This window comes from Pseudoalteromonas xiamenensis (assembly GCF_017638925.1).
Classification (GTDB): Bacteria; Pseudomonadota; Gammaproteobacteria; order Enterobacterales; family Alteromonadaceae; genus Pseudoalteromonas; species Pseudoalteromonas xiamenensis.
Map to the genome: position 1 here is coordinate 606,862 of NZ_CP072133.1, position 13,224 is coordinate 620,085.

The following is a 13,224-nucleotide window of genomic DNA, read 5'->3' on the forward strand; positions in this document are numbered from 1 at the left end:
GTCAAAGCCAGAGCATGTCTCTGGCTTTTTTTATGCGGACAAATAAAGTAATTCGTAAATCAAGAAAATGATAAAAACGGAACTGCACCACATGACTGAAAAGAGTTGAGCTGATAACCATGCTAACCATACATATAGTGGAATACAGGGAATAAAGAAAAGCATCAGAGAATGCATTCCAAACCAGACGTATAGCCCTCCCCAAACAAAGAAAAGTACGCATAAATGCAGTCCAAAAAATTGCCGATAAATCTTCTTTTCTAATTTAAGGCTACGCCAAAATCCTAGATATTGCTTAAGCAATGGCTTCGTTGCGAAGATAAAGCTTCCCCAAAGCAGCAAGCTCAACGCGATACAAAACGCTCCTATTACTTCAATTAAGTCTGGTCTTAAAGTGAGCACGTAATCTGAAGTAAAGAGTAAAACGAACATTACACCGAAACGCCATAACACAGAAGAAGCGTGTTCCTTAACCCAAATCAGCCAAAAAGACATTTGGCTATTCGCTTTAAAATTGGAAACACTGGCAACGTTTAAGTATTTGTCGAGTGGTAAAAGTGTTAAGCATATTAGCCATATAATGATGAAGCTTAACCACAAAAACAACGTGGAAAACCACCCTACCAGCAGAAATGCAGAAACTAGACTGATGAAAACAGCAGTAGGACGGTATAGACTAATCAATCCAAAAATTAACTGAGCAACGATAAACAAGCTAAAATGTGGTGCCAAAGCAACCTTACTCCAGCCCATTTGCGATGCTAAAAGTACCGCAATCCAAAAAGGCACATTTGAAATCGTCATCAGTACCCCATCCATCACCCTCAACGGCCAAAGGTTGGAAAATAGAGAGCGTTGGAACGTTAAGTTTGCAGAGTTCAACACGACCGGTCGTATAACAAGAAATAGCACCGACTGCAGCACGAGTAACGCCCATGCATGAATTTGGCTACCATCTTGCCCTACCTGTTCCTGCACCACTTTACCCATCCAAAGAAAAATGAGCGCCAATAATCCAGGTGTCGCCGTATAGAAGAGCAGTACAATCATCACGCTAAACTGTTTGATTTGCTCAAATAACTCGCGCATTCCGATACAATAAGCATCAAAACGGTAATTGAAAAATAAAGTTAAGCCCTTCATTTCTCACCATCTAGAGGTTGTAGGCTAAAACCAATATCGATAAATGGCGAAGGTTCATGACTGCTAATGATGAGTTGTCCCTTAAATTCTCGACACCAATCTAACAATGATAAGAGTCCTTGAGCATCTAAAGCGGCACTTGGCTCATCTAAAATTAGAATCGGTGTGTTACGCATCATCGCGTTGATCAGCTGTAACTTCTTTTGATTACCCGAAGACAACGTTGAGACTTTATGCTCAAGAAATGCAGCAAAGTTAAACAGCTTAATTAACTCAACAGGCCAGTTGCACTGCCAATTGAATTGAGTCAGCTCGAGTACTTGTTTTGCGGTTAGAAATGGGGGAAACCCTAGCCCATCTGAGGCCAAAGCGACATTGTCACGTCTATCGCCACTTTTCACCTTAAATTTGATTTGGCCGCTAAAACCTTCTTCAACGCCTGCAATTAGACGAAAAAGTGTGGATTTACCGCGACCATTGGGTGCTTGAATACACACCTTGCGGGGTGAAAGGGATAAATTAAAATTGCTAAAAACGGGTTCCTTTCCATATTGTTTAAACAGTCCTTGGATCTCTATCATACTTCCTCTTTCGTTTGATTGGCCTTTGACACCATCCTGCCAGTTAGATTGGGACTTACATAACGTGTTCAGGTCACTTACCAGCGTACCCATTCAGACACATTAGTTAACCCAAAGTTCAATAATTGCTCTAGATAATACTCTGATTTTTAAAGAATGATAGATTTCCACAAATCGAGTTGATCATTTTTCGGTGTCGAATTAACTATTAGATAACGTGTGGTTATTTGGAAGTGGAATCTGAACAATTATCAAAAACAGAGTTTGAATGGACACTAATTACTTGCTTCATTTAACGAAAATGATGCCGTTACGCAATAGCCTATCAGGCTATAAACCTCACTTACATCCAGCCTTTTAAAAAAAAGCCCAGCAATGCTGGGCTTACGAGTCGTTAGGAAGACTCTAATTAAACATGTAAGTACTCAAGTATCCCTTCTGCCGCATTACGTCCCTCAAAAATAGCCGTTACTACCAAATCAGATCCTCTTACCGCATCGCCTCCAGCAAAGATTTTAGGGTTGCTGGTTTGGTGTGTATAAGTACCGCGTTCTGGTGCGATTATTCCGCCCCATTCGTTCACCGTAACATCGTATTTTTGTAACCAAGACAAATCATGTGGCTGAAAACCAAATGCCATAATGACCACATCTGCCGGTACAACGTACTCGGAATTTGGTACTTCTTCAGCTCGCTGGCGACCTTTTGAATCCGGTGTACCCAGTTGTGTACGAACCATTTTCACGCCAGATACCTTACCTTGTTCGTCTAATACAACACCTTTAGGTTGAAGGTTAAACTGAAAATCAACCCCCTCTTCTTTGGCATTTTTCACTTCTCGCTGAGAACCAGGCATATTCGCTTCATCCCGACGATAAGCACAGATTACATTGGCTGCGCCTTGACGTATTGACGTTCGAACACAATCCATTGCCGTATCGCCTCCACCTAATACCACCACGCGTTTATTCGCAACATTGATATACGGGTTATCTGCCATGTTATAACCCATAAGGTGATTTGTATTACCTATGAGAAAAGGCAACGCGTCATACACACCTTCAGCCCCTTCATTTTCCAATCCGCCGCGCATTGATTTGTATGTGCCAACACCGACAAACACAGCATCGTATTCTGTAAGAAGCTGATCCATAGCGATATCTTTGCCGACTTCAGTATTCAGTTTAAACTCCACACCCATCTCAGTGAATATTTCACGACGCTTCGCCATGACTGACTTCTCTAGTTTAAAGGCTGGAATACCAAATGTGAGCAATCCTCCAATTTCAGGGTTGCGATCGAACACAACAGGTTTCACGCCATTTCGAACCAAGATATCTGCACAACCAAGTCCCGCCGGTCCCGCACCGATAATCGCGACCTTTTTGTCCGTCCATACGACATAGCTTAAGTCTGGCTTCCACCCTGCTGCAAATGCAGTATCGGTTATGTATTTCTCAATATTACCAATAGTTACTGCACCAAACTCTTCATTAAGTGTACAAGAGCCTTCACACAATCTATCTTGAGGACAAACTCGACCACATACTTCTGGCAAGCTATTTGTACGATGTGACAGTTCTGCAGCTTCAAATAGTCTTCCTGTTCTCACTAACTTCAACCACTGCGGTATAAAATTGTGAACAGGACATTTCCATTCGCAATAAGGATTACCGCAGTCTAGGCATCGGTCAGCCTGAGAATTCACTTGGTTATCTGAGAATGGCTCGTAAATTTCAACAAACGATTGTTTTCGCGTCGAGATGGGCTTCTTGCGAGGATCAACTCGTTGCACATCAATAAACTGATAAACGTTTTCGCTCATACTGCCTCCTACTGTGCTTGAACGCGAAGTTCCGCGCTACTACGAGCACGATGACCTAACAAACTTTTTACATCACTCGACTTGGGTTTTACGAGTCTGAACATAGGCATATACAAATCAAAATTTGCCAAAATTTGTTCAGCACGTGATGAACCAGTTTGTTCTAAGTGTTCAGCAATAAGTCCACGCAAATGCTCTTGATGACTAGGTAAAGAATCAACTTCAACGACTTCCACTAACTCGGCGTTGTAGCGTTTATGAAAATCATTTTCTTCATCCAATACGTAGGCAAAGCCGCCTGTCATGCCGGCGCCAAAGTTAACACCAACTTGACCAAGTACACAGACAACCCCGCCAGTCATGTATTCACATCCGTTATCACCTAAACCTTCAACTACTGCGAGCACGCCCGAGTTTCGAACGGCAAAACGCTCGCCAGCCTTACCTGCAGCAAACAATTTTCCACCTGTTGCGCCGTAAAGACAGGTATTACCTATGATCGTTGCTTGATGACTTGCGAAGCTAGACCCAAGTGGTGGACGGATTGCAAGCTTGCCACCAGCCATCCCTTTACCTACATAATCATTTGCGTCACCCACAAGCGTCATTTCTAAACCACCCGCATTCCACACGCCAAATGATTGGCCTGCCGTACCATGCAATTCAATGCTGATTGGGTCTGCTGCCATCCCTTGGTTACCATGCAATGAGGCAATAAAACCAGACATTGAGGCGCCAACGGAACGGTCCGTGTTTTGAATGCGTGATACCACATGTGCGCGTGACTTGCTTTCAATTGCAGCTTGCGTTTTTGTTAGTAATTTATCGTTTAGTTCACCAGTGTAATGCGATGCATTTGATGCCGAGCAATATAATGATTCACCTGATGGATTATTTGGCTTCGCCAAAATAGCCGACAGGTCTAGCTTCTTCTGCTTCGCGGTTTGACCTTCTATAACGTCGAGTAAATCAGTTCGACCGATCAGATCCGTCAGCTTTGAAATGCCAAGACTTGCCATGATTTCACGAGCCTCTTGTGCAATAAAACGGAAATAGTTCATCGCCATTTCTGGAAGACCGTGGTAGTGCTTCTGTCGTAACGTTTCGTCCTGAGTGGCAACACCGGTAGCACAATTATTCAAGTGACAGATACGGAGATATTTACAACCAAGCGCAACCATAGGCCCGGTACCAAAGCCGAAACTCTCAGCGCCTAGAATAGCTGCCTTGATGATGTCCAAACCTGTTTTTAAGCCGCCATCTGTTTGTAGTCGAATACGGTGACGCAACCCATTCTCCACCAGCGCTTGCTGCGTTTCTGCAAGGCCTAACTCCCAAGGACTGCCTGCATATTTAACAGACGTAAGCGGGCTGGCCCCCGTTCCACCGTCATATCCTGCAATCGTAATGAGATCTGCATAGGTTTTTGCAACGCCCGTTGCTATTGTGCCGACTCCAGGCTCTGAGACTAATTTTACCGAGATCATGGCATTTGGGTTAACTTGCTTTAAGTCGAAAATCAACTGAGCCAAATCTTCTATAGAATAGATATCGTGATGCGGTGGTGGTGAAATTAACGTCACGCCAGGCACTGAATAGCGCAATTTCGCAATGTACGGCGTCACCTTTTCACCCGGTAATTGCCCCCCTTCCCCAGGCTTCGCACCTTGCGCGACTTTAATTTGGATTACATCTGCGCTTCTTAGGTAGTGAGGTGTTACTCCAAAACGGCCCGACGCAACCTGCTTGATTCTGGAATTCTTTTCCGTGCCAAAACGGGCCTGATCTTCTCCGCCCTCTCCCGAGTTTGAATAACCCCCTAGTCGGTTCATCGCGATTGCAAGTGCTTCGTGCGCCTCTGGCGATAAAGCGCCGATACTCATAGCCGCAGAATCAAAACGCTTATATAGGGCCTCGGCGGGTTCAACCTCATCAATTGAAATCGCTTGCTGTTCCGTGTTCAGTTTGAACATGTCACGTATCGTGGTGACCGGACGGTTGTTCACAAGCTCAGCGTATTTCTTATAATCACTGTAATTGCCCGAGCGCACAGCCACTTGCAGTGATTGAACAACATCAGGGTTATAGGCGTGATACTCCCCACCGTGAACGTATTTTAGCAATCCACCATGAGAAAGTAGTTTACGTGGGCTATAGGCGAGTTGGCGCAATAGCTTTTGCTCACCTTCAAACTCTTCAAAGCCTGCTCCCTTAATGCGATTTGATACGCCTTTGAAACATAGATCAACTACATCGTCTGCTAAACCAACAGCTTCAAAAAGCATCGAACAACGATAAGATGCGACCGTACTTATGCCCATCTTACTCATGATTTTATACAAACCTTTATTGATGGCGTTTCGGTATGACATCGTAACGTTGCGATACGACTTACTAATCACTTTGTTGTCACACATCGCAACTAAAGATTCATAAGCAAGATAAGGGTAAATTGCTGTTGCTCCAAATCCAAGCAACACGGCAAAATGGTGCGAGTCGCGTGCTGCTCCCGTCTCAATGATAATATTAGATTCGCATCGCAAGTTCGTATTGACCAAACGCTGCTGCACAGCACCCACCGCCATCGCTGCGGGGATCGGCAGTTTATCACTCGAGATATCACGGTCTGACAGAACCAATAACACAGTCCCTGCTCGCGCTTTCTCCTGAGCTTCATCACAAATCCGTTTGATTGCGGCTTCTAAACCTTCTTCTTCACTGTAGTTAATATCGATTCGGCTATGAGAATAAAACGCCCCATCAGCACTCAATAGCTGTTGCATATCCGAATACATCAAAATCGGTGATTCAAACTGCAACCGCTTCGCGTGACCCGTCGTTTCGTTAAAGACGTTCTGTTCACTTCCAATACACGTTGCCAGTGACATTACGTGATTTTCACGCAATGGGTCGATTGGAGGGTTCGTGACTTGAGCAAATTTTTGACGGAAATAATCAAATAGGGAGCGTGTGCCTTGAGATAACACCGCGAAAGGCGTGTCATCGCCCATGGACCCCGTCGCCTCTTGACCATTCTCACCCATAATTCGAATAACTTGGTCGAGTTCCTCATTACTGTATCCAAACAGTTTTTGATATGTCAGGAGCGCTTTATCGTGTAAATCACGGTTACCAGATTGACTGTCATCCAATTGTTCAAACGGAACAAGTCGCTTCACGTTTTGCTCAAGCCATGCTTTGTATGGGTGTCTGGATTTTAGGTCTTGGTCTATTTCATCGGACTGCCAAATTTTCCCGTGAAGCGTATCAACAACGAGCAATTCTCCAGGGCCAACACGCCCCTTTTCAATGACCTCATCGGGTGCATAGTCCCAAATACCGACTTCCGATGCGAGTGTAATGAAACCATCCTGTGTAATCACATACCGTGCTGGACGTAAACCGTTTCGATCGAGGTTACACGCTGCAAATCGACCATCAGACATCACGATACCAGCAGGTCCATCCCATGGTTCCATATGCATTGAATTGAAATCGTAAAAGGCCCGCAAATCGTCATCCATCGCACGATTTTTCTGCCATGCTGGCGGAACGAGCATTCGCATTGCACGGAATAAGTCCATGCCACCAGCTAGAAACAACTCCAACATATTGTCCAGACTTGATGAATCAGAGCCTGTTTCATTCACAAAAGGAGCTGCTGATTGAAGATCTGGAATTAATGGCGATGCAAACTTGTAAGCTCGAGCTCGAGTCCATTGTCGGTTGCCTGTAATAGTATTAATTTCACCATTGTGGGCTAAGAATCGAAATGGCTGAGCGAGCGGCCACTTTGGTTGTGTATTCGTTGAGAATCGCTGATGGAACACACAAATTGCAGAAGTCATTCGCATATCGGATAGATCGCGATAAAACTTCGGCAAATCAGCAGGCATCATTAAGCCTTTGTAAACGATCACAACACCAGAAAGGCTTGATATATAGAATTGCTCATCTTGTTCCAAGCGTTTCTCTGCCCGACGTCGAGCTACATATAAGCGACGTTCAAGGTCTTTTGGTCGCCAACCTTCAGGTGCGCTGACAAATACTTGTTCAAAACGGGGCAGCTGTTTTATAGCAAGAGGACCTAACATACTTGGGTCCGTTGGTACTTCTCGCCAGCCCACGATGGTTAGTGTTTCTTTTTCTAATTCTTCGTTAATCACCCGACGTGAAGCTTCGGCTAGATCCGCGTTTTCGTTCAAAAACAGCATTCCTACTGCATAGTTTTTACCAAGACGCCATTCATTTTCTGCCGCAATGGCTCTAAAAAAGGTGTCTGGTTTTTGCAATAGTAAACCACAACCATCCCCAGTTTTTCCGTCTGCAGCAATACCACCTCGATGCTGCATTCGGTCAAGACCTTGAATCGCTGTTCTAATTAACTTATGACTGGCTTGGCCATTGACTTGTGCTATCAGACCAAAACCACAATTATCTTTTTCTAATGCTGAGTCATATAACATGAACTCCTCCCCTTGCTACAACTACCAGCAAATACACTTTGGACACTGCGTCACAGCACTGTCATAGGACAAGCGGTTCGACGGAACTGGCAGATCATCAAAGCTATCGACTTCCAACCCTTTCGTCAATAACAAAATGAATATATATTCATTATGATGAATATTTCTCAACAATCTAGACGTTAACACAACAAGACGCTTTGCACACCAATCTAGAAAATAATTACCATTTTGCAATATGACACCAGTGTCATATTAACCATTTTGTTTTTTTAGGCGTAAACCAAAGCGAAGCTTACGTAAACGTAAAGCATTATTGCGTGAATATATATTCATTTTAACCCATTTATTTTTTGAATACTGAGTATAGAACTCGCTGCTTTGACGTGAAACTAGGAGGTTTTGAAAGTAAACAAGATATGAATAGAATGAAAGGAAGCTGAATAAAGCTTGCATGCAGGTTAACGTATACGTAAACCATGGCGACTAGTTTAGCTACTCGGTGTTTTAATGTAGAAGAGATTAAGATTAAGCTTAGGAATAGGATTGAGTTAGGAAAAAAGATTTTTACATTGCACGCCGATTTGTGCAGCTATCGCTAGCTGCACTACGCACAAGCTTTACTCGCCCTGTGCTTCTTCTTTATATTTTGCGGCTGTTTCTTTAATTAGTGGTTGTAGCTCACCACGTTGGAACATTTCAAGAATAATGTCACAACCACCAATCAACTCACCTTCGACCCAAAGTTGCGGGAACGTTGGCCAGTTTGCGTAGTGAGGTAATTCAGCGCGAATGTCTGGATTCAAAAGAATATCAACATAAGCAAATTGCTCACCACAAGACATCATCGCTTGCGCTGCTTGTGCAGAAAAACCACAGTTTGGAAGCTTTGGAGAGCCTTTCATGTATAAAATAATTGGATTTTCAGCGATCTGCTGTTTGATCTTTTCAATGGTTTCCATCATTAACCTCAAATTGACGATGATTTTGCGACCGATAAAATACTTTTGACCCCGATTATGGGTTTATCCACCGCGTTCAAAAAATTGTCATCCGCTTTGGCATTGCTGTTTGCCAAAACTTGAGTAAAATACTCGGGAATTATAGTATCACTATAACGTCGATTCGTATAGAAAACTACTTGCTAGTAGGCTATGTTTCGAACTGCTTCGACGAAATTAATAAAAATGGAGATTATCATGGCATTTGAACTACCGTCATTACCATACGCAATTAATGCATTAGAACCACACATGTCTCAAGAAACGCTTGAGTTCCACCACGGTAAACACCACAACACTTACGTTGTTAAGTTAAACGGTCTTATCCCAGGAACGCAATTTGAAGGCAAAACACTTGAAGAAATCATTTGTTCTTCTGAAGGTGGCGTATTCAACAATGCGGCGCAAATTTGGAACCACACGTTCTTCTGGAACAGCCTTTCTCCAAATGGTGGCGGTGAGCCTTCTGGTAAAGTTGCTGAACTTATCAATGCAAAATGGGGTTCTTTCGCAGCATTCCAAGACGCGTTCAATGACAAAGCAGTAAACAACTTTGGTTCAAGCTGGACTTGGTTAGTTCAACTTGCTGACGGTTCTCTAGACATTATCAACACGTCTAATGCAGCGACACCTCTTACTCAAGAAGGTGTTACTCCAGTATTGACTGTTGACTTGTGGGAACACGCTTATTACATCGACTACCGCAATGTGCGTCCAGAATACCTAAAAGGCTTCTGGGCACTTGTTAACTGGGATTTCGCAAACACAAACCTTGCTTAATCTGTTAACAGTATAATTGCAAAAAAGGGCACTTCGGTGCCCTTTTTTCTTTCCACTTAGCGTGATCAAAATAAATTAAATAGTTGGAATTTTTAGGCAAATTATCAATTCCCTGTCTAAGCTTTAAGTAACCGAGCTTTCTACTTTCGAGCCTTTTCTCACTACGCAGGTTACTGGAGGTCTTTATGACTATATTTGATCACTATCAAGCTAGATACGAAGCATCTCAAGAAGAAGAATATAGTATTGCCGAGTTTCTTGAGATTTGTAAGACCGACAAATCCGCCTACGCCAGTTCAGCGGAACGATTGCTGATGGCCATTGGCGAACCCGAAATGGTCGATACGGCGTCTGATCCTAGACTTAGCCGCCTTTTTTCGAACCGAGTTATCGCTCGTTATCCCGCTTTTAGTGAATTTTATGGGATGGAAGATGCGATTGAACAGATTGTTTCTTATCTGAAACATGCTGCGCAAGGACTCGAAGAATGCAAACAAGTTCTTTATCTATTGGGGCCTGTTGGTGGTGGTAAATCATCCATTGCCGAAAAGCTCAAGTACCTTATGCAGAAAGTACCGGTCTACGCACTGAAAGGTTCTCCAGTAAACGACCACCCTCTTGCACTGTTCAATCCACTTGAAGACGGTGCGCTGCTTGAGAAAGAATACGGGATAAAATCACGTTACTTGAAGACAATCATGTCACCTTGGGCAACCAAACGGCTGCACGAATTCAACGGTGACATCAGCCAATTTAAAGTGGTTAAGCGCTATCCTTCTATTCTTAATCAAATTGCCATCGCGAAAACAGAGCCTGGTGATGAGAACAATCAAGACATATCTGCGTTAGTGGGTAAAGTCGATATTCGGAAGTTGGAGCATTTTGCCCAAAACGATCCGGACGCATATGCTTATTCTGGTGCGCTTTGTCTTGCTAACCAAGGATTAATGGAATTTGTGGAAATGTTTAAAGCGCCGATTAAGGTGCTACACCCACTTTTAACTGCAACTCAAGAAGGGAATTACAACGGTACTGAAGGCATCTCCGCGTTGCCGTTCAATGGCATTATCTTAGCTCACTCCAATGAGTCGGAGTGGCAAACGTTCAAAAACAACAAGAACAACGAAGCTTTCCTCGATCGTGTTTATATCGTGAAAGTACCTTATTGTTTACGTGTTTCTGAAGAAGTTAAGATCTATCGTAAATTGATTGAGAATAGTGAACTTTCATCTGCTCCATGTGCACCAGGAACTCTTGAGACTCTCGCGAAGTTTACAACGCTTTCTCGTATTAAAGAGCTCCGAAAATTCAAGCATCTACTCAAAGATGCGCGTGTATGATGGGGAAAGTCTAAAAGACACCGATCCAAAGGCTAAATCGTATCAGGAGTACCGTGATTATGCAGGCGTAGATGAAGGCATGAACGGCATTTCGACTCGATTTGCGTTCAAGATACTTTCTCGTGTCTTCAACTTCGACCACTCAGAAGTAGCCGCGAACCCTGTCCACTTATTCTACGTCCTTGAACAACAAATTGAGCGTGAACAATTTTCGCCGGAGGTTCAAGAACGTTACCTAAGCCACTTAAAAGGCTATTTGATCCCGCAGTATGTCGAGTTTATCGGTAAGGAGCTTCAAACGGCGTATTTAGAATCTTATTCTGAATACGGACAAAACATTTTTGACCGCTATGTCACCTATGCCGATTTCTGGATTCAAGATCAGGAGTACCGAGACCCAGACACAGGCCAACTATTTGACCGAGCCGCGCTTAACGCTGAACTGGAAAAAATTGAAAAACCGGCCGGCATCTCAAACCCGAAAGATTTCCGTAATGAAATAGTCAACTTCGTTTTAAGAGTCCGTGCACACCATGGCGGCGCCAATCCGGTTTGGACGAGTTACGAGAAGCTTCGTACGGTTATTGAGAAGAAAATGTTCTCAAATACCGAAGATCTTTTACCTGTCATTAGCTTTAATGCGAAAACATCAGCGGAAGATCAGAAAAAACACGAAGACTTTGTTAACCGTATGGTGGAAAAAGGATATACCCAAAAACAAGTCCGATTGCTCTCTGAATGGTATTTACGTGTAAGAAAATCGCAGTAAAACATTGGCTTGTACTGAGAGGGTGAATTATGGCGCATTTTATAGACCGTCGCCTGAACGGTAAAAACAAAAGCACGTTAAATCGACAACGCTTTATCAGGCGCTATAAGAAGCAGATTAAAGAAGCTGTTTCTAATGCGATAAATAAACGTAGTGTGACGGATATTTCGAGTGGTGAAAACATCTCGATTCCGCAAAGAGACATCAGCGAGCCAATATTTCACCAAGGACAAGGAGGCAATCGAGAACGAGTGCATCCTGGTAATGATCAGTTTTCAACTGGTGATCAAATTAAGCGCCCTCCGCAAGGAGGGTCTGGCTCAGGTAGTGGAGAGGGTGAAGCAAGTAACCAAGGTGAAGGCACTGATGACTTTGTATTTTCTATTTCTAAAGATGAATATTTAGACCTACTTTTTGAGGATTTAGAGCTACCTAATTTAAAGGAAAACCAACTCGACAAATTGGTACAAATGAAAACACATCGAGCTGGCTTCTGTAATGACGGTATGCCGAGTAACCTCGACATCGTTCGGTCTCTTCGAGGTTCGCTGGCTCGTCGCGTTGCGATGAGTGCATCAAAACGCAGACGCGTTAAAGAGCCTCGAAGAGCTACTTGCTGAACTTCTTGTGGAACCTGTTCCACAGCAACAGCGAATTCAAGAAATTGAAGACGAAATCGCATTTTTGAAAGGCCGAATTGCAGCAGTTCCTTTTATTGATAATTACGACCTTCGTTTTAGAAACTATGAAAAGCGGCCTCATCCTACTAGCAAAGCAGTCATGTTTTGCCTAATGGATGTCTCAGGCTCAATGGATCAAGCAACCAAAGATATGGCGAAGCGCTTTTACATTTTGCTTTACCAATTCTTAACCCGGACATACAAAAATATCGAGGTCGTTTATATTCGCCATCATACTCAAGCGAAAGAAGTGGATGAGCAAGAGTTTTTTTACTCTCAAGAAACTGGTGGCACCATTGTATCCAGTGCACTAAAACTGATGGATGATATTATCCGTGAACGTTATGCTCAAGGTGACTGGAATATCTATGCGGCACAAGCTTCCGACGGCGACAATTGGGCGGATGATTCGCCACATTGTAGTGAGATCTTACGCAGTCGTATTCTCAAACAGGTGAGATATTACGCCTATATCGAAATTACAACTCGTGCACATCAGAGTCTATGGCGGGAATATCAAGCAATTGCAGCGCAAAACGAAAACTTTGCAATCCAACACATTCGAGGTGTTGAGGATATCTATCCAATCTTTAGGGAGGCTCTTCAAGAAAAACCGCCAGCAACTAGGTGCAGCATAAA

6 protein-coding genes and 2 pseudogenes are annotated in these 13,224 nt (G+C 43.4%); 3 read left to right on the plus strand and 5 right to left on the minus strand.

The genetic code is table 11. From position 1 onward, the window contains the following. Positions 1 to 30 precede the first annotated feature (30 nt). The 5 genes from J5O05_RS03020 to J5O05_RS03040 all read right to left on the minus strand — a co-directional run bounded on the left by J5O05_RS03020 (position 31) and on the right by J5O05_RS03040 (position 8,977). Complete coding sequence (locus J5O05_RS03020; protein ID WP_208843536.1) at positions 31 to 1,143, minus strand: DUF6136 family protein; 1,113 nt, start codon at positions 1,141 to 1,143, stop codon at positions 31 to 33. Continuing rightward, positions 1,140 to 1,817, minus strand: a complete 678-nt coding sequence (locus J5O05_RS03025; RefSeq protein ID WP_341874700.1) for an ABC transporter ATP-binding protein — start codon at positions 1,815 to 1,817, stop codon at positions 1,140 to 1,142. The genes J5O05_RS03020 and J5O05_RS03025 overlap by 4 nt, the downstream gene beginning before the upstream one ends. A 316-nt stretch (positions 1,818 to 2,133) precedes the next feature. After that, the gene (locus J5O05_RS03030) at positions 2,134 to 3,549 is read right to left on the minus strand and encodes an FAD-dependent oxidoreductase (protein WP_208843537.1); all 1,416 of its coding nucleotides are present in this window, start codon (positions 3,547 to 3,549) and stop codon (positions 2,134 to 2,136) included. Positions 3,550 to 3,557: 8 nt separating this feature from the next. Then, on the minus strand, positions 3,558 to 8,015 hold the full coding sequence (gltB, locus tag J5O05_RS03035; protein WP_208843538.1) for a glutamate synthase large subunit: 4,458 nt from the start codon (positions 8,013 to 8,015) through the stop codon (positions 3,558 to 3,560). A 620-nt stretch (positions 8,016 to 8,635) separates the two neighbouring features. Beyond that, on the minus strand, positions 8,636 to 8,977 hold the full coding sequence (locus J5O05_RS03040; RefSeq protein ID WP_280117689.1) for a Grx4 family monothiol glutaredoxin: 342 nt from the start codon (positions 8,975 to 8,977) through the stop codon (positions 8,636 to 8,638). A 237-nt stretch (positions 8,978 to 9,214) separates the two neighbouring features. Here J5O05_RS03040 and J5O05_RS03045 point away from each other — a divergent pair, with 237 nt between their 5' ends. From J5O05_RS03045 to J5O05_RS03055, 3 genes and pseudogenes are all read left to right on the plus strand, one after another. Then, positions 9,215 to 9,796, plus strand: coding sequence for a Fe-Mn family superoxide dismutase (locus tag J5O05_RS03045; protein ID WP_208843540.1), 582 nt, complete (start codon positions 9,215 to 9,217; stop codon positions 9,794 to 9,796). 185 nt (positions 9,797 to 9,981) lie between these two features. After that, positions 9,982 to 11,905, plus strand: a pseudogene (locus J5O05_RS03050) (PrkA family serine protein kinase). A 29-nt stretch (positions 11,906 to 11,934) separates the two neighbouring features. Further along, positions 11,935 to 13,223 (plus strand): annotated as a pseudogene (locus J5O05_RS03055) (YeaH/YhbH family protein). Position 13,224: the final 1 nt, after the last annotated feature.

Bases quoted from the DNA above. Each gene is read 5' to 3' on its own strand.
- J5O05_RS03020 (WP_208843536.1), bottom strand. From the start codon at position 1,143: ATGAAGGGCTTAACTTTATTTTTCAATTACCGTTTTGATGCTTATTGT.
- J5O05_RS03025 (WP_341874700.1), bottom strand. From the start codon at position 1,817: ATGGGTACGCTGGTAAGTGACCTGAACACGTTATGTAAGTCCCAATCT.
- J5O05_RS03030 (WP_208843537.1), bottom strand. From the start codon at position 3,549: ATGAGCGAAAACGTTTATCAGTTTATTGATGTGCAACGAGTTGATCCT.
- gltB (WP_208843538.1), bottom strand. From the start codon at position 8,015: ATGTTATATGACTCAGCATTAGAAAAAGATAATTGTGGTTTTGGTCTG.
- J5O05_RS03040 (WP_280117689.1), bottom strand. From the start codon at position 8,977: ATGGAAACCATTGAAAAGATCAAACAGCAGATCGCTGAAAATCCAATT.
- J5O05_RS03045 (WP_208843540.1), top strand. From the start codon at position 9,215: ATGGCATTTGAACTACCGTCATTACCATACGCAATTAATGCATTAGAA.